This window comes from Stenotrophomonas sp. YJH_SMC_37 (assembly GCF_059370035.1).
The window spans coordinates 81,504-98,382 of the sequence record NZ_JCAFTG010000014.1 but is presented as its reverse complement, the minus strand read 5'-3'; the positions used below and the strand labels follow the sequence as shown (position 1 = coordinate 98,382).

Below are 16,879 nucleotides of genomic sequence, written 5' to 3'. Positions count from 1 at the left end.
CATGGTAGTGCCGGCCGCTGGCCGGCAACTGCATGATCTTCGCAGCGTTTCCGAGGCTGCCGGCCAGCGGCCGGCACTACCGATGGGTCAGGGCTGCTGCAGCTCCAGCAATTCGCCCACCAGCCCGGCCTCACCGCGCTCCAGCCACACACGCAGGCGCGTGCCATGGTCGATGCGCAGCGCCCAGCACAGCGACATCGGCAGGCCGCAGACCTTCGACAGCACCATGCGCAGCGGGCCGCCATGGCTGACCACCAGCGTCGGCACCGGATCGTCATCATCGAGCAGGCGATCCAGCGCGCGCGCGATGCGCCGCTCGAAGTGGCCCCAGCTTTCGCCGTTCGGCGGCGGGAACGCATGCGGGTCAGCATGGAAGGCAGCCAGTGCATCCTCCGGCAGGTCGAACAGCGACTGCCCGTCCCAATCGCCGAAATCCAGTTCCTCCCATTCCTCGTCCGCTTCCACGTCCAGCCCGCGCGGCGTGGCCAGCGCCATTGCCGTGTGCAGCGCGCGCAGCCGCGGCGAACTGATCACCCGCTCCCAGGGCTGCGCGGCGTAGGCGTCGACCAGTTCCTGCGGCAGGCGGGCCAGCTGCGGTGGGTCGCTGCGGCCATCGAGGAACTCATCGCGACCGTTGCCGGCATGGCGGACCAGGTCGAGGATCATGCGTGCGTTCCGTACAGGCAACGCGGGGACAGCGGAAAACGGGCGGACATCGGCAACGGCACCACGGGATCGAGGGACCATTCTAAGGGCACAGCAAAGGCAGTCGAGCAGGCGCGACGCAACGGGAGTGCCTGCGATGCCGTAGACTGCGCGCACTTCCAGGTGACCTGCGGCCACGGCCGGCAGGTTGAAACGGGAAGCCGGTGACGCGTGATTCCACGCCAGGCCGGCGCTGCCCCCGCAACGGTAAGCACGTCAGTTCCGGGCAACACTGCCACTGTGCCTCAGGCATGGGAAGGCGCCTGGACGGCGGCCTCGCGCCGCCCGGCGGCAAGCCCGGAGACCGGCCCGGAAGCCTCAGGTCGCGATGCGGTGGGCATGGCGCTGGATGACCGTGGCGTGCGCTGCGGCATCGGCGCGTGCCTGCCTTCGCGGCTCCTCCCCTTCGCCACGCGGGCGTGCGTGGCACCTGGAGTCCCCCATGAAGCTGCAGTCCCGAATGTTGTCCCTGGCCGTGCTGGCCGCCCTGCCCGCGCTGGCCCAGGCCGCCAATGACACCACCGCGCTCGACCAGATCCTGGTCACTGCGACCCGCACCCCGATCGCCCTGCAGGACAGCATCGCGCCGGCCCAGGTGATCGACCGCGCGCAGATCGAATCCAGCCAGGCCACCTCGCTGCAGGAACTGCTGCGCGGCCGCGCCGGCATCAGCCTGACCAATGCCGGCGGCTTGGGCAAGCAGAGCTCGCTGTTCCTGCGCGGCACCAACTCCGGCCACACCGTGGTGCTGGTCGATGGCGTGCGCATCAACAGCGCCGACCTCGGCCTGGCGATGTACCAGGACCTGCCGCTGGCACAGATCGAGCGCGTGGAGATCGTGCGTGGCCCGCAGTCCAGCCTGTACGGCGCGGACGCCATCGGTGGCGTGATCCAGATCTTCACCCGCCGCAGCCAGGGTGACTTCGCCCCGCATTTCCAGCTCGGTGGCGGCAGCAATGGACTGCGCGAGGCCAGTGGCGGCATCGGCGGCGGCACCGAACGCGGCTGGTTCGGCGCTGACATCGCCTACCAGCATTCCGATGGCATCGATGCCTGCCGCGGCTCCTCCTCGGTGTTCACCGCGGGCTGCTTTGCCGACGAGCATGACCGCGACGGCTACCGCAACCTGTCCAAGAGCCTGCGCGGTGGCTACACCTTCAACGACCAATGGAACGTGGAAGGCAGTGCATTGCGTGCCGACGGAAAGAACCATTACGACGGCTACTACAACTATTCGGAAACCCGCCAGCAGGTGCTGTCCGGCAAGCTGCGCTACACCCCGTCCGAACGCCTGGCGTTCACCGCCAATGTCGGCCGCAGTGACAACGAGTCGGACAACTTCGGCGACTTCGATGCCCGTGGCAGCGCCCAGACCCATCGTGACAGCGCCTCGCTGCAGGGCGACTTCGGCATGGCCGAAGGCCAGCTGCTGAGCACCGGCGTGGACTGGAGCGAAGACAACCTGGATGGCAGCAGCGCCGGGTACCTCGTCGACAGCCGTCGCAACACCGGCGTGTTCGTGCAGTACCAGGGCCGCTTCGGCCGCCACCAGCTGCAGGTCAGCGCACGCAACGACGACAACCAGCAGTTCGGCAACCACGCCACCGGCAGCGCCGGCTGGGCGATGGAACTGGGCCACGGCCTGCGCCTCAACGCCAGCTATGGCACCGCGTTCAAGGCGCCGACCTTCAGCGATCTGTACGACCCGTGGAGCGGCGTGCCGACGTTGAACCCGGAGAAGTCCAAGAGCGCCAACCTGGGCGTTTCGCAGCAGGGACAGGGCTGGCACTGGGGCCTGGACGTATATGAAACCCGCATCGATGATCTGATTACCTACGATGCGGCGACCTTCAGGATGCAGCAAGTGGAGAAGGCCCGCATCCGCGGCGCCGAACTGACCGGTGGCGTGCTGCTGGCCGGCTTCGACATCAACGCACAGCTCAGCTACACCGACCCGCGCAACCGTACCCATGGCAGCACCCAGTTCGACAACTGGCTGCCGCGCCGCGCGCAGCAGACCGCACGCCTGGACATCGACCGCCGCTTCGGCGACTTCCGCGCCGGTCTGACGGTTCAGGGTTCAGGCAAGCGTTATGACAATGCGGCCAACACGATAAAGGTCGGCGGTTACGGTACGCTGGACCTGCGCGCCGAGTACGCGCTGACGCCGTCGTGGACGCTGCTGGCGCGTGCCGCCAATGTGTTCGATCGCCGCTACGAGACCGTGGCGTGGTTCAACCAGCCCGGCCGCGAGTACCAGCTGAGCGTGCGTTACCAGCCGAAATGAAGGCGCGCGCCGGGCATCGCCCGGCGCCTCCTGATGCCATCGACGCATGGCGTCGATCTACTGTAGAGCCGAGCCCATGCTCGGCTCACGCAATGAAGCAGCCGAGCGTGGGCTCGGCTCTACGCCCGAACGCCCGCGGCCAACCCCGGCAACTCACGCAGGTCGTCGATCACTGCCACCGCGTGCGCGCTGCCCAGGTCCAGGCCGCGTGGATAGCCGTAGCGCACCAGCGCGATCGGCATGCCCGCATCTTCGGCGGCGCGGTAGTCGGTCAACGAATCTCCCACCATCAGGCACGCCTCCACCGACAGCGCGAAATGCGCGGCGATGTGCCGCAGCGGTTCGCCACTGGGCTTGCGCTGCGGCAGCGAATCACCGCCCAGTATCAGCGCGAACGCATCACCAATGCCCAGGTGCTGCAGCAGCGGCGGCACCAGTGCTTCGGGCTTGTTGGTGCAGATCGCCAGTGGCACGTCGCGCGCGCGCAGCTGCGCCAGTGCGTCGGCCACGCCATCGAACAGGCGCGGGCTGCGCAGCAGGCATTCACGGTAGTGCACCATGAACACCGGCATCACTTCGGCCAGGTCGACCTCGCGGCCTGCCGCATGCACGGCCTGTTCGACCAGGCGGCGCACACCGTCGCCGATCCAGCCGAGCACGGTGGCTTCCGGCACGCGCGCCATGCCGATGTCCTCCAGCGTGCGGTTCAGCGCTTCGGCGATATCAGCTGCGCTGTCGACCAGCGTGCCATCGAGGTCGAACACGACCAATGGATAGGGATACGACAAGGAACGGCACCTGCACGACGTGGGCCCCCCATTGTACGCCGCTGGTTTCCGCGCCGATCCGCCTCAACCGATCCGGCGCGCTCGGGTGGCCAGGAAGGTGGGAAGATAACGGTCGATCAGGAAGCGCGGCCGCGGCTGCCAGTCTTCCATGAAGCGATCGATGACGAAGCCGGCATCCAGCTGGCCACCAATCAGCTCGGTCAGGCTGTGGCCAAATGTCAATGCGTCGCCACGGGCCAGCTTCGCCTCGCGTTCGGCTTGCGGCAGGTCTTCCAGGTCCGAATAGGGAATGGCGTACTGCGGACGGATCAGGCCCTGTGCATCCAGCTGCGGATCGCGCGCACCCACGAACAGCACCGGATTGTAGAAACTGGCCATCAGCATGCCATCGCGCGCCAGCACGCGGCGGCATTCAGTCCATACCGGGCGCACGTCAGGGACGTAGAGGTTCGAGATCGGGTGGAACACCACATCGAAACTGTCATTGGCAAACACGTGCAGGTCGCGCATGTCACCCTGCACGGTGCGCAGCTGCAGGCCATCGCGCGCGGCGACCGCGCGGTCCTGTTCAAGCTGCCCGTCGGAGAGGTCGAACACGGTGACATCGGCGCCAGCGGCAGCAAGCACCGGTGCCTGTTGGCCACCACCCGAGGCCAGGCACAGGATGCGACGGCCGCGCACGTCGCCCATCCAGTCCAGCGGCAACGCGCGCGGCGTCAGGTGCACCTGCCAGCGGCCTGCGCGCGCGGCAGCAATCGTTGAGCTTTCCACCGGGCGCGACCATTCGCGCGCTTCACTGGCCTGGCGGTCCCAGGCAGCACGGTTGTGGTCGATCAAGGCCTGTCCATGGTTCATGTGTCCTCCGTGCCCGGCGGGCGCCAATCCAGATCCTGGAAGGCCGGGCCGGCGAAGCACTCGCCCAGGAAGTCCAGGAATCGCCGCATGATAGCGGGCTGCTGTCGCCGTGATGCGTACACGGCATGAATGCCGAGCTCGTCCAGACTGAATTCGGGCAGCAGTTCGACCAGTTCGCCACTGCGCAGCATCGGCGCCACCTGGTAGGTCGGCAGCATGGCGATACCGGCACCGGCCCGCACCGCCTCCAGCAGCAGCGATGCCTCGTTGGCACTGATGTTGCCGCCCACAGCCACCGACAGCGAACGGCCATCGCGGTGCAGCTGCCACAGGCTCTTGCCGACGTAGTGGTGGGTCAGGCAGTTGTGCGCGGCCAGGTGTTCGGGAGCGGTTGGCGTACCGCGCGCCTCCAGGTAGGACGGCGTCGCGCACAGCACCGAGCGGCAGGTCGCCAGCCGCCGTGCGATCAGGCTGGGATCGATCTGGCGCGCGATGCGCACGGCCAGGTCCACCCGTTCCTCCACCAGGTTCACGGTGCGGTCGACCAGCAGCAGTTCGATGCGCGCGGCAGGATGGCGCGCGACGAAACCGGCCACCGCTCGTGCCAGGTGGCTCTGCCCGAACGACACGCTGGCGGTCACCCGCAGCGTGCCGTGCGGTTCGGGATCATCGCTGGCCAGCTCGCCCTGCAGTTCCTCACTTATCGCCAGCATCTGCCGGAAGCGCGCCAGCGCCGCTTCGCCGGGGCCGGTCAGGCTGACCCGCCGTGTGGTCCGGTGCAGCAGGCGCGCGCCCAGCCAACCCTCGACCTCGGCCAGGTAACGGCTGACCATCGCCCGTGACATGTCCAGCACCTCTGCCGCTGCGGTCAGGCTGCCGCGCTCGGCCACCTCGACGAACACGGTCATGGCGGTCAATCGGTCCATATGCTCGCTCCATGCAACAAACAAGCGCGTTATACGCTGTTTTTCGAGCGACTGCAGCGGCCTACAGTGGCCGCGTCCCCCCCACACCGCCCCACGGAGTCCTGCCATGAAGATCGCCCTCGTCGGTTCCACCGGCAACATCGGCCGCCAGATCGCCCGCCACGCGCTGGCGAACGGCCACGAACTCACTGTCATCGTGCGCAGCGCGCAGGATCTTCCGGCCGAACTGGCCGGCGCCCATCTGGTGGTCGCCTCGCTGGATGACCAGGACGCGCTGGTCGCCGCCATCGCCGGCCACGACGTGCTGGCCAGCGCCTACGGCCCACGCCCGGGCGATGACATCGGCCGCGTCGGCGAGGTGGCCGCACAGCTGGCCGCGGCCGCGCGCAAGGCCGGTGTACCGCGCCTGGTGGTGGTCGGCGGTGCCGGCAGCCTGGAAGTCGCACCCGGCGTGCAGCTGGTCGATACCCCCACCTTCCCGGAGGCCTACAAGCCATACGCGCTGGCCCATCGAGAAGCCTTCAATCGACTGCAGGCGGTGGACGACCTGGACTGGACCTTCTTCTCGCCGGCCGCCGAAATCGGCCCGGGCGAAGAGCGGGGCCATTACCGCGTGCAGCCCAGGGCCTTCCTGGCCGACGCCAGCGGCCACAGCCGCATCAGTTATGCCGACTACGGCGCGGCGTTCGTCGCCGAGCTGGAAGCGCACAAGTACCCCAAGCAGATCATCACGGCAGCGTATTGATCATGCCGTCCGCCGGGCATGGCCCGGCGCTACCTCCCTGTAGAGCCGAAGGCAACGGCAGGAGCCGTTGCCAACATCGCTTGCGACGGCCCGTAGGGGGCCGGGCAAGGACGCCCGGCATAGCCCGCGCTTGGCTCTACGCGAACATGCAGCCGGGCATTGGCCCGGCTCTAGACAAGGAATTCCCATGCGTACCGCTGCCCTGCTGCTTCCCCTCGCCCTGGCCGCCACTTTCACCAGTGCGCCGCTGCTGGCCGCACCGGCCACCGCGGCGCCGACCACCGCGACGAAATCCCAACTGCACCTGCAGACCTTCCATCCCGGCCCGCAGGCAATGTTCTCGGTGTCCTCGGTGCTGATCGAAGGCCGCCACGACGCGATCCTGGTCAATGCGCAGTTCGGTGCCAGCGACGCGCGCAAACTGGTCGAGCTGATCCGCGCCAGCGGCAAGCAGTTGACCACGATCTATATCAGCCACGGCGATCCGGACTACTACTTCGGCCTGGCCACGCTGCAGGATGCGTTCCCGCAGGCGCGCATCGTCGCTACCGCGCAGACCGTTGCCCACATCCAGCAGACACAGGCCGGCAAGCTGGCCTACTGGGGCCCGAAGATGGTTGCCGACGTGCCCGCGCGCATCGTGCTGCCGCAGGTGCTGGAGGGCGATGCCCTGCAACTGGAAGGCCAGCGCCTGCCGCTGATCGGCCTGGACGGACCGACCCCGGACCGCACTGTGCTGTGGGTGCCGTCGCTGCGCGCGATCGTCGGTGGCATTCCGGTGGTGGCGGGCGAGCACGTGTGGATGGCCGACACGCAGACGCCGAAGTCACATGCCGACTGGCTGCAGACCCTGCAGCAGCTGCAGGCGCTGAAGCCGAAGGTGGTGGTGCCGGGGCATTACGCGCCAGGTGCGGCGCTGGATGCCAGTGCACTGCGCTTCACTGCGGACTACATCCGCACGTTCGATATCGAAGCGGCAAAGGCGAAGGACAGTGCGGCGCTGGTGCAGGCAATGCAGTCGCGCTACCCGAAGCTGGATGGCGTCGCATCGCTGGAGCTGAGCGCGAAGGTGGCCAAGGGCGAGATGCAGTGGCCATGAGGTAGGGAGTTTTCTTTTGCAGGGCTGCGCCCTGCACCTGCTCAATGCAACGGCAACAGCCGAAGCAACAGCAACAGCTGGCTATCCGTGGGATGGCGAGGTGGGTCCGGTTGCGGGGGACGCTGCAAGTACGTCCATGTAAGCTCGGTCGCCGCATCCATGCGGCTCACGCCCCCGCAACCGGCCCCACCCCGCCTTCGACAGTTTCCTGCTGCTGATGGAACCTGCTGCTGTTGGTGGGTGCCGACCGTTGGTCGGCACGGCAATGATCAGTGCTCGAACAATTCCCCCTGCACCACCGGTTCCTTTTCGCGGAAGCCACCCAGGCCGACGCCGACCAGGCGGTAACGGGTCTCCGCCGGCAGGTCGACGCGGGCGCGCAGGGCCAGCGCGATGTCGCGCAGTTCTTCCATCGATTCCGGCGGGCGCTCCGGGGTGAAGCTGCGGGTGAGGATGCGGAACTGCGCGGTCTTCAGCTTCAGCACCACGGTGTGGCCGACGCGCTCGGTCTTGCGCGTGGCCTTCCAGGTCTTCTCCGCCAGTTGCACGATCGCCTCGCCCAGGTCTTCCAGCAGCAGGTCCTCGGCAAAGGTGTCCTCCGAGGAGATCGACTGTACCTGCTGGTCCGGTTCCACCGGCCGCTCGTCGACGCCGCGTGCGCGGTTGTACAGGCTGCGGCCGAAACTGCCGAACGCCTCTTCCAGATCGGTCAATGCCCATTGCCGCAGATCGCCGCAGGTGGCGATGCCGCGCGCGGCAAGTTTTCCTTCCATCACCTTGCCGACGCCGGGCACCCGGTTCACCGGCAACGGCTGCAGGAACGCGTCCACCCGCTGCGGTGGAATCACGAACTGGCCATCGGGCTTGCGCCAGTCCGAAGCGATCTTGGCCAGGAACTTGTTCGGCGCGATCCCGGCTGAAGCGGTCAGGTTCGTCTCCTCACGGATCTGCGCACGGATGGTGCGGGCGATGTCGGTGGCCAGTTCGATGCCGCTCTTCGGCTCGGTCACGTCCAGGTAGGCCTCGTCCAGCGACAACGGCTCGACCAGGTCGGTGTGGCGCAGGAAGATCTCGCGCACCTGGCGTGACACCGCCTTGTAACGTGCAAAGTCAGGCGGCACGAAGATCGCGTCCGGACACAGGCGTTCGGCGCGCAGCGCCGGCATCGCCGAACGCACGCCGAACACGCGTGCCTCGTAGGACGCCGCACACACCACCGAGCGCGCGCCGCGCCATGCCACAACCACCGGCTTGCCGCGCAGTGACGGATCGTCGCGCTGCTCCACCGACGCGTAGAACGCGTCCATGTCGACGTGGATGATCTTGCGCAGTCGGGTCATGTCAGGCGGAAAGGGCGGGGGCGTGCCGAACGGGCCACACGCCGAAGTATGGTCGTTGCACATCAACAGGATGCGCGTATTCCATTGAAAACACTACGGTTGCGTACGGTTGAAATGTTTGATCGGCGCAGTTTCCACGGGCATCCTCGAACGCTTGTTTCCCTGTTTCCCCGCTTCCAGGATTGTGCTTCATGACCCGTCTCCACGCGTTCAACCGCGAACAGCTGCTGGCCAGCGCACGCGGTGAACTGTTCGGCACCGCCGCCGGCCGTTTGCCCAACGATCCGATGCTGATGTTCGACCGCATCACCGACATCCACGAGGACGGCGGACCGCACGGCAAGGGCATGGTACGCGCCGAGCTGGATATCCGCCCGGACCTGTGGTTCTTCGGCTGCCACTTCATCGGCGACCCGGTGATGCCAGGCTGCCTGGGCCTGGATGCCATGTGGCAGCTGACCGGCTTCTTCCTGACCTGGCTGGGCGCCCCCGGCAAGGGCCGCGCGCTGGGCTGTGGCGAGGTGAAGTTCACCGGCCAGGTACTGCCGGACGCCAAGCTCGTACGCTACGAGATCGACATCAGCCGGGTCATCAACCGCAAGCTGGTGATGGCCCAGTCCGATGCCCGCATGTACGTGGATGATCGCGAAATCTACAGCGCCCGCGACCTGCGCGTCGGCCTGTTCACCGAAACCGGGAGCTTCTGATGCGTCGCGTCGTCATCACCGGCATGGGCATCACCTCCTGCCTCGGCAATGATCTGGATACCGTTTCGGCCGCGCTGCGCGAAGGGCGCTCGGGCATCACCGCCCTGGCCGACCACGCCGAAGCGGGCCTGCGCAGCCAGGTCGGCGGTCGTGTCGACCTCGATCTGGAGGCGCTGATCGACCGCAAGCAGAAGCGCTTCATGAGCGACGCGGCGGCCTTCGCCTACCTGGCCATGCGCGACGCCATCGCCGATGCCGGGCTCAGCGCCGAGCAGGTCAGCAGCCTGCGCACCGGCCTGATCGCCGGTTCCGGTGGCGGCTCCAGCGAATGGCAGATCGGCGCGGTCGACCTGCTGCGCGAACGTGGTGTGCGCAAGGTCGGCCCGTACATGGTGCCGCGCACGATGTGCTCGACGGTCTCGGCCTGCCTGGCCACCGCCTACCAGATCAAGGGCGTCAGCTATTCGTTGTCGGCCGCCTGCGCGACCTCGGCGCACTGCATCGGCGCCGCCGCGGACATGATCCGCCATGGCGCGCAGGACATCATGTTCGCCGGTGGCGGCGAAGACCTGCACTGGTCGATGAGCGTGATGTTCGATGCAATGGGCGCGCTGTCGACCAGCTTCAACGAGACCCCGGCCAGCGCCTCGCGCCCGTACGACAAGGACCGCGACGGCTTCGTCATCGCCGGAGGTGGTGGCATGCTGGTGCTGGAGGACTACGACCACGCCGTTGCGCGCGGCGCGCGCATCCATGCCGAACTGATCGGCTATGGCGTGACCTCCGACGGTGCCGACATGGTCGCCCCGTCCGGTGAAGGCGCGGTGCGCTGCATGAAGATGGCACTGCAGGGCGTCGATCGCCCGCTGGACTACCTCAACACCCACGGCACCTCCACGCCGCTGGGCGATGTCACCGAGCTCAACGCGATCCGTGAAGTGTTCGGCGATGCGGTACCACCGCTGTCCTCAACCAAGGCGCTGTCCGGCCATTCACTGGGCGCGGCCAGCGTGCACGAGGCGATCTACTGCCTGCTGATGATGCGCGATGGCTTCGTTGCCGGTTCGGCCAACATCGGCGAACTGGACCCGAAGGTGGAGAGCTTCCCGATCCTGCGCGAGAGCCGCGAGCAGAGGCTGGATACGGTGATGTCCAACAGCTTCGGCTTCGGTGGCACCAACGCCGCGCTGGTGTTCGGGCGGGTGTGATGGGGGCAGGTGTGCCGACCAACGGTCGGCACCCACCAATAGATGTAGAGCCGAGCCATGCTCGGCTCAGTGCCGGCCAACGGTCGGCACCTACCGCTTATTTCGGCAACAACGGCACCAGCAACGCGTGCGCGTCCACCAGCGAACCGACAATGCGATGGCCAAGCGCGCGCAGCTCTTCGTCAGGATGCACCAGGTCCGGTACCTGGATCACGGTCATGCCAGCGGCCAATGCCGCGCGCGTGCCAGCGGGTGAGTCTTCCAGCGCCAGGCAGCGCCCAGGCACCTGGCCCAGTCGCTGCGCGGCCAGCAGGTAGATGTCCGGCGCCGGTTTCGGCCGCGCCACGTCGCCACTGGTGATCACCGCGTCGAAATACGGCAGCAGTCCGGCCGCCGCCAGCTTGCGGTTGGCACGCGGCTGCCGCGTGGTGGTGGCCACCGCGCGCGGTACCGCGTGCGCCTTCAGCAGCTCCAGCAGTTCCAGGATGCCCGGACGCAACGGCAGGCCGGTCTGTGTGCGTCCTTCGTACAGTTCGTGGCAGCGTGCAGCGACCGCCTCGATCACGCTGTCCTCGATACCCTGCGCACGCAGCAGCGCGTGCGAATCCCGGTCGCCGAGACCGACCATGCGCAGGAACACTGCCTCGTCCAGGCCCAGTGCGAATTCGTCGGCGGCCTCGCTCCAGCAGGCCAGCGAGACCCGCTCGCTGTCGATCATCAGGCCGTCCATGTCGAAGATGACGGCGTCGGGGAGGAACGGCAGCGCAGCGATGGTGGTCATGGAGCGAACAGCGTATCCAGGTCGGTGGAAGTGAGCTGCCGCCATTGCCCTTCGTCCAGCCCCTGCAGGTCCAGCCCGCCAACACGACTGCGGTGCAGGGCCTGCACGTGGTTGCCGGTGGCGGCGAACATGCGGCGTACCTGATGGTAGCGGCCTTCGTGCAGCACCAGCCGCGCGCGACGCGCATCCAGCACTTCCAGTTCAGCCGGCAGCAGGGGCGTCTTCTCCGATTCCAGCATCAGCGTGCCGCTGGCGAACAGCGCCACCTCGTCGCCGCGCAGGTTCTCGCTCAATTCGACCTCATAGACTTTCGGCAGCTTCGACTTCGGCGAGATGATCCGGTGCAGCAGGCTGCCATCGTCGGTCAGCAGCAGCAGGCCGCTGGTCTCGCGGTCGAGGCGGCCCACCGTGGACAGCACCGGATCGCGGTCGCGGAAGCGCGGCGGCAACAGGTCGTAGATCAGGCGGCCGGTATCCTTGGTCGAACAGGTGTAGCCAGCCGGCTTGTGCAGCGCGATCGACAGGCCCACCGGCGGGTCCAGCGGCTCGCCATCAACCCGGATCACCTCGTGCGGCACCTGGTCGTCGGCGTACAGTACCTCGCCGTCGGCGTCGGTGATGCGGCCTTCGCGGAACATCCACTGCACCTGCTTGCGGCTGCCATAGCCCAGATTGGCAATGTGCTTGACCAGTTTCACTTGCCTTTCCCCTTCACCGCTTCAACCAGCTTGAAGCCGTCGCGCTCGGCGACCACGCGCACCGCGCCGAAGCTGTCGTTGAGGGTGTGCTCGTACGGCAGGTGGCGATTGGCCACCACGTACAGGCGCCCGCCCGGGCGCAGCGCCTGCGCAGCCACGGCAATGAAGCGCTGGCCGATGTCCGGGCGGTCAGCGCGCGACGGCGTGTGGAACGGCGGGTTGCTGATGATGACGTCGTAGCCCGGCTCGATGCCGGCGGTGACGTCGCGCCACAGGAAGCGCAGCGGCAGCGGGCGCGGCGGCGGCGCCAGATTGAGCTCGGCCAGCGCCAGTGCGCGCTGCTCGGCCTCGTACAGGTCCAGCGCGGTGATCTTCGGGCAGCGTTCCAGGAGTTCGCGCGACAGGTAGCCGTAGCCGGCGCCGAGGTCGGCGGCACGCCCGGCCAGGTCGGCCGGCAGGTGCTCGGCCAGCAGCGCCGACGCCGGATCGATGCGATCCCAGGCGAACACGCCCGGGCGGCTGAGGAAACGGCCACCGACGATCGGGCGCACCGCGTCCAGTGCCGACCAGCGCTTGGCCAGGTCGGCATCGTGCTGGCCCTGCATCGGGGCGGTCCAGTACACGCGGCAGTGGTTCTTGGTCAGGCTGCCGCCGAGGCCGGCCAACTGCTTGAGGTCGCCCTCGCCGGAGCGCGCGCCTTCGTTGTTGGACTGGCAGGCAACGATGCGGCCGCCGTCGGCGACCAGCGCCAGCGCACGGGCGAACAGCGCACGGGCTTCTTCACGCTGGCGCGGCGGCAGCACCAGCACCAACGGGTAGCGGCCCTTGCCGGCCGCGTCATCCAGCTGCCCGCTGACGGTCCAGCCGGCAGCCTGCTGCAGCGGTTGCGCGAACGGGGCGAAGCTCTGTTCGCAGTGCACCTCGCGATCGCCGGCCACTTCGCGCAATGGCCAGCCATCGCGGGCACGCAGGAAGGCCACCGGGCCCTCCGGCCAGCGCAGGGCGCCTTGGGAGAACGGCAGGAGCAGGGTCTGCAGGGGGGCGTCGTCGCTGGAGGCCATCGGCGCGGGTACTTCAAGCGTGAGGGCCGTCCATTGTACCGGCTTGGCCGGGCCAGCCCCGGCGGCCCGCTTTGCGAAACCCGAACGGGGCCTTGATCCGCCAGAAACATTGAAACGTTCAGGGTAGAGGCTCCCCCGGAAACCCAGGAGAACCTGCATGCGAGCCTTGTTCGTCGGTGGCGTGGTCGACAACAGTGAAATGGACCTGGAAGGCAGCCATCCGCCCGTGCACTACCCCGAGGACACCGGCGGCGGCCACTCGCGCTACCGGCTGCACCAGGTCGGCCATGGCGCCGACGGCAGCGTGGCCTATGCGGTGTACGGCGCGCCGGACCTGGCTGATGACGAGGTGGCGAGGGTTGCAGAGGAGCGGGCGTACGCACGCCGGTTCGAGGCGACGCCGACCCTGTTCGAGCACTGACACATCTGTAGCGCCCGAGCCCACGCTCGGGTGGCGGCAGAGCCGAGCGTGGGCTCGGCTCTACCTCGGATCAAGGCGCCTTGGGTGGCAGGCGGTTGATACTGGCGATTTCATCCAGCCACACATGGTGCTGCTGCACCGGCGTGTCGTAGTCATCCAGGCGCAACTGGCCGTTGCTGCCTTCATCACCCGCGGCGTTGCGGTATTGCTGCACAGTTGGCCTCACCGCCACCGTGCCGAGCAGGCGGCGGCCATCGTGCAGAATCAGTTCCACCTGCGTTTCGCCATCCAGCTGCGGCAGCAGGGCTTCCAGGCGCGCGATCTGCGCCGGATCGGTGTGGATACGTGGAGCTATACGGGACATCGGCGACCTCCTGACTGCAGGGTCGCCGATCGGCCGTGAATGTTCAGTGCAGCGCGCTGTCCGCGCGCGCCACCTGCACCTTGCGCACGGCAGCCACCAGCTGCGCTACCGAGTACGGCTTGGCGACGTGCTCCTGGAAGCCCGAGGCCAGCGCGCGGCGGCGGTCGTCGGCACGCGCCAGTGCAGTCACCGCCACCGCAGGCAAGGTCGCCGCGTCCACGCCCATGTCCTCGCGCAAGGTGCGCACCAGCCCATAGCCATCCATGCCCGGCATGCCGATGTCGGTCAGCAGCACGTGGTACTGCAGGTGGCCGGTGTCGGCCAGCAGTGCCAGCGCTTCGCCGGCCGAGCTGGCCGCCGATACGGTGGCGCCCTGCTCTTCCAGCATGCGGCGCAGGTATTCCAGCACTTCCGGCTGATCCTCCACCGCCAGCACGTGCATGCCGCGCAGCGGATAGGGTTCGACGACCACCGGCTCCAGGATCGGCCCACTGATCACTTCGCGCAGCGGTCGGCGCTCTGCATCCGGCAGGTGCTGGGGCAGGCGCACGGTGAAGGTGGCGCCATGGCCATGCCCTTCGCTGGCGGCAGTGACCGTGCCGCCATGCAGTTCGACCAGCTGCTGCACGATCGCCAGGCCCAGGCCGAGACCGCCATGACGGCGCGTGGTGGTGCCATCAGCCTGCCGGAAGCGGCTGAACAGATGGTTGAGGAATTCGGGCGCGATGCCGTCGCCGGTGTCGCGCACGGTGATCACCCAGTGATTGCCATCGGCCTGCAGCTGCAGGTCGACGCGTCCTTCGGCCGGGGTGAACTTGATCGCATTGGACAGCAGGTTCCACAACACCTGCTGCAGGCGGGTGGCATCGCCCAGCACCAGGCACGGCTGTTCCGGCAGCAGCAGGCTCACATCCAGCGCCTTGCCTTCGGCGACCAGCTCCTGCGCGCCGATGGCTTCGCTCAGCAGGTCGCGCAGGTCCAGTATCTCCACCTCCAGCTGCACCTTGCCCAGCAGCATGCTGCTCAGGTCGAGCATGTCCGAGATCAGCCGCTTCTGCGCACCGGCGCTGTTGGCGATCACGTTCAGGCCCTTGTACAGCGGACTGGTGTTGTCCACGCGCTGCAGCAGCAGTTCGCTCCAGCCCAGGATGGTGGTCAGCGGCGTACGCAGTTCATGCGACAGCGTGGCCAGGAACTCGTCCTTCAGCCGCGCCATGTTCTCCGCAGCGCTGCGCGCGGCACGCTCGGACTGCAGCAGCTCCTCGCGGGCCAGTTCAATTTCGCGTCGTTCGGTGACATCCGGACTGCTGCCGGCCAGGCCAATGAAGCGGCCCATCCGCGAAAAACGCGGGCGGGCGTTCATCTCCAGCCAGCGCCACTGGCCATCCGCGCGCCGCGCACGCACCAGCGCGTGCATCGAACGCTGCGCCTTCAGCGCTTCCTGCAGTTCGTATTCGAACACGGACGCGTCATCCGGATGCACGAGACCGCGCCAGACATCTTCCGGCACACGCGTTTCATCACCACCGAAGAACTCGCTGAAGGCACTGTTGACGAAACGCGCATGGCCGCGCTCATCGAGCACCCACACCGGCATCGGCAGGCCGTCTGCCAGCGCGCTGAAACGGGCTTCGCTTTCGCCCAGCTCCACTTCCATCTGCTTGCGCGCGGTGATGTCGAAGAACAGGATGCCGACCTTGTCTTCTCCCGGCCGCCCCACCCGCACCGCGTCGACCGCGAACGAGCGGCCCAGCGCACGGGCTTCCATCTCGAACTGAGCGGGGCGGCCGCTGCGTGCGACTTCGCCATAGATACGGAACCAGTCCTGCTCGTGGTTGGGTTCCAGCGCAGTCATGCACTTGCCACGCGCGTCCTTCAGCCCAGTGTGGCGCTCGAACGCGTCGTTGACTTCGATGAAACAATAGTCGACCGCACGATCACCCTCGAACAGCACCTGGATCACGCAGAAGCCGGCGTTGATGCGCTCAAGCACGCCACGATGCAGGTCGGGTTCTGGCGCCGACACCAGCATCGGTGGGCGCTCCACGAGGGGCGGCAGTGTGGACAAGGGGGTCTTTGCAGGCCAGGTTGGGAGCACAGCATCTTCCAAAGGGCGTATTCACAGCGTCAAGCGCCGTCAGTCATGGTTGACGTCGATGAATTGGCGGCAACCGCTCTTGCCCACGACGCAATCGGCCATTGCGGTCGTCCGGCAGCAGGCTCACACTCGATCCGTGATCAACACCCCCCCAGCGCGGGGACGCAGGAGACCGTCATGAAACGCTCACTCGCGATTGCCCTGCTGGCAGGCGCCCTGGCGGCCGGTGGCGCCAATGCTGCGCCACGCACCGTGACCGATGCAGACGCGCCGCGTGCGTTGCAGGCCGATGGACCGGTCAGCGTGAAATGGGAAGATCCGGCCAAGTTCACCGAAATACGCCAGAGCAGCAACCGCTTCGAGGCCGAACGCGGTGACTGGGTGCAGCAGCTGGCCCGCTACCTGCAGACCACCGCAGCCAAGCCGCTGCAGCCTGGGCAGACCCTCGATGTGACCCTCGTCGACATCAAGCGTGCCGGTGACTACGAGCCTTGGCACGGCCCGCGTGGCCGCGACATCCGGATCATGCGCGACATCTACCCGCCACGGATCACCCTGCAGTACACGCTGAAGGATGCCAGCGGCCGTATTGTCAGCGAGGGCGATGCGCGCCTCAGCGATACCGGCTACCTGCACAACGTGGGACTGAAGAGCGACAGCGATCCACTGCGCTACGAGAAGCGTCTGATCGATGACTGGGTGAAGCGCCAGCTGGCCAGTCAGGCGACCGCCGCGCGTTAGGTCCCCCGGCAGGTGTCGACCTTGGTCGACACGCATTCACGGCGCCGATCGAGGT

17 protein-coding genes and 1 riboswitch are annotated in these 16,879 nt (G+C 67.5%); of the genes, 7 read left to right on the top strand and 10 right to left on the bottom strand.

Features of this window, described 5'->3' with window-relative positions:
* Positions 1–87: 87 nt before the first annotated feature.
* Positions 88–666, bottom strand: a complete 579-nt coding sequence (locus tag AC5P8J_RS17565) for a histidine phosphatase family protein (RefSeq protein WP_021203373.1) — start codon at positions 664–666, stop codon at positions 88–90.
* 143 nt (positions 667–809) lie between these two features.
* A riboswitch (cobalamin riboswitch) is annotated at positions 810–1,032 on the top strand.
* Between the two features lie 115 nt (positions 1,033–1,147).
* Here AC5P8J_RS17565 and btuB point away from each other — a divergent pair.
* Complete coding sequence (gene btuB, locus AC5P8J_RS17560) at positions 1,148–2,992, top strand: TonB-dependent vitamin B12 receptor (RefSeq protein ID WP_495217005.1); 1,845 nt, start codon at positions 1,148–1,150, stop codon at positions 2,990–2,992.
* A gap of 119 nt (positions 2,993–3,111) precedes the next feature.
* On the opposite strand, the gene gph is transcribed toward btuB, so the two are convergent.
* The 3 genes from gph to AC5P8J_RS17545 all read right to left on the bottom strand — a co-directional run bounded on the left by gph (position 3,112) and on the right by AC5P8J_RS17545 (position 5,561).
* Entirely contained in the window at positions 3,112–3,780 is a 669-nt protein-coding gene (gph, locus tag AC5P8J_RS17555) for a phosphoglycolate phosphatase (RefSeq protein WP_495217004.1), read from the bottom strand.
* A gap of 63 nt (positions 3,781–3,843) precedes the next feature.
* Entirely contained in the window at positions 3,844–4,635 is a 792-nt protein-coding gene (locus tag AC5P8J_RS17550) for a class I SAM-dependent methyltransferase (protein WP_019660932.1), read from the bottom strand.
* Positions 4,632–5,561 (bottom strand): LysR family transcriptional regulator, encoded by a 930-nt coding sequence (locus AC5P8J_RS17545; RefSeq protein ID WP_019660931.1) that lies wholly within the window; start codon positions 5,559–5,561, stop codon positions 4,632–4,634. Before AC5P8J_RS17545 ends, AC5P8J_RS17550 begins: the two co-directional genes overlap by 4 nt.
* A 106-nt stretch (positions 5,562–5,667) precedes the next feature.
* On the opposite strand from AC5P8J_RS17545, the gene AC5P8J_RS17540 reads away from it, so the two are divergent.
* Entirely contained in the window at positions 5,668–6,306 is a 639-nt protein-coding gene (locus tag AC5P8J_RS17540) for an NAD(P)-dependent oxidoreductase (protein ID WP_495217003.1), read from the top strand.
* 187 nt (positions 6,307–6,493) lie between these two features.
* Positions 6,494–7,405, top strand: coding sequence for an MBL fold metallo-hydrolase (locus AC5P8J_RS17535; RefSeq protein WP_495217002.1), 912 nt, complete (start codon positions 6,494–6,496; stop codon positions 7,403–7,405).
* Between the two features lie 269 nt (positions 7,406–7,674).
* Here the strand turns inward: AC5P8J_RS17535 and dinB are convergent, their stop codons facing one another.
* Positions 7,675–8,745: a DNA polymerase IV gene (gene dinB / locus AC5P8J_RS17530; RefSeq protein WP_134734979.1), complete on the bottom strand. Its 1,071-nt coding sequence runs from the start codon at positions 8,743–8,745 to the stop codon at positions 7,675–7,677.
* A 191-nt stretch (positions 8,746–8,936) separates the two neighbouring features.
* Here dinB and fabA point away from each other — a divergent pair, with 191 nt between their 5' ends.
* Positions 8,937–9,452, top strand: a complete 516-nt coding sequence (fabA, locus tag AC5P8J_RS17525) for a 3-hydroxyacyl-[acyl-carrier-protein] dehydratase FabA (protein WP_014035851.1) — start codon at positions 8,937–8,939, stop codon at positions 9,450–9,452.
* Positions 9,452–10,660: a beta-ketoacyl-ACP synthase I gene (fabB, locus tag AC5P8J_RS17520; RefSeq protein ID WP_111097722.1), complete on the top strand. Its 1,209-nt coding sequence runs from the start codon at positions 9,452–9,454 to the stop codon at positions 10,658–10,660. The genes fabA and fabB overlap by 1 nt, the downstream gene beginning before the upstream one ends.
* A gap of 97 nt (positions 10,661–10,757) precedes the next feature.
* Here the strand turns inward: fabB and AC5P8J_RS17515 are convergent, their stop codons facing one another.
* The 3 genes from AC5P8J_RS17515 to AC5P8J_RS17505 are packed head-to-tail and all read right to left on the bottom strand — an operon-like array spanning position 10,758 to position 13,200.
* The gene (locus AC5P8J_RS17515; RefSeq protein WP_180877013.1) at positions 10,758–11,441 is read right to left on the bottom strand and encodes an HAD family hydrolase; all 684 of its coding nucleotides are present in this window, start codon (positions 11,439–11,441) and stop codon (positions 10,758–10,760) included.
* Positions 11,438–12,139 (bottom strand): 16S rRNA pseudouridine(516) synthase, encoded by a 702-nt coding sequence (locus AC5P8J_RS17510; protein WP_134731085.1) that lies wholly within the window; start codon positions 12,137–12,139, stop codon positions 11,438–11,440. The genes AC5P8J_RS17515 and AC5P8J_RS17510 overlap by 4 nt, the downstream gene beginning before the upstream one ends.
* On the bottom strand, positions 12,136–13,200 hold the full coding sequence (locus AC5P8J_RS17505) for a class I SAM-dependent methyltransferase (RefSeq protein ID WP_134731088.1): 1,065 nt from the start codon (positions 13,198–13,200) through the stop codon (positions 12,136–12,138). The genes AC5P8J_RS17510 and AC5P8J_RS17505 overlap by 4 nt, the downstream gene beginning before the upstream one ends.
* Positions 13,201–13,357: 157 nt before the next feature.
* On the opposite strand from AC5P8J_RS17505, the gene AC5P8J_RS17500 reads away from it, so the two are divergent.
* Entirely contained in the window at positions 13,358–13,621 is a 264-nt protein-coding gene (locus AC5P8J_RS17500; RefSeq protein ID WP_005407925.1) for a hypothetical protein, read from the top strand.
* A gap of 70 nt (positions 13,622–13,691) precedes the next feature.
* On the opposite strand, the gene AC5P8J_RS17495 is transcribed toward AC5P8J_RS17500, so the two are convergent.
* Both AC5P8J_RS17495 and AC5P8J_RS17490 read right to left on the bottom strand, forming a co-directional pair.
* Positions 13,692–13,985, bottom strand: a complete 294-nt coding sequence (locus tag AC5P8J_RS17495) for a DUF3247 family protein (protein ID WP_019660923.1) — start codon at positions 13,983–13,985, stop codon at positions 13,692–13,694.
* A gap of 43 nt (positions 13,986–14,028) precedes the next feature.
* Positions 14,029–16,017, bottom strand: a complete 1,989-nt coding sequence (locus AC5P8J_RS17490) for a hybrid sensor histidine kinase/response regulator (protein ID WP_134731221.1) — start codon at positions 16,015–16,017, stop codon at positions 14,029–14,031.
* A gap of 243 nt (positions 16,018–16,260) precedes the next feature.
* On the opposite strand from AC5P8J_RS17490, the gene AC5P8J_RS17485 reads away from it, so the two are divergent.
* Entirely contained in the window at positions 16,261–16,824 is a 564-nt protein-coding gene (locus AC5P8J_RS17485) for a DUF3016 domain-containing protein (protein WP_019660921.1), read from the top strand.
* Positions 16,825–16,879 lie beyond the last annotated feature (55 nt).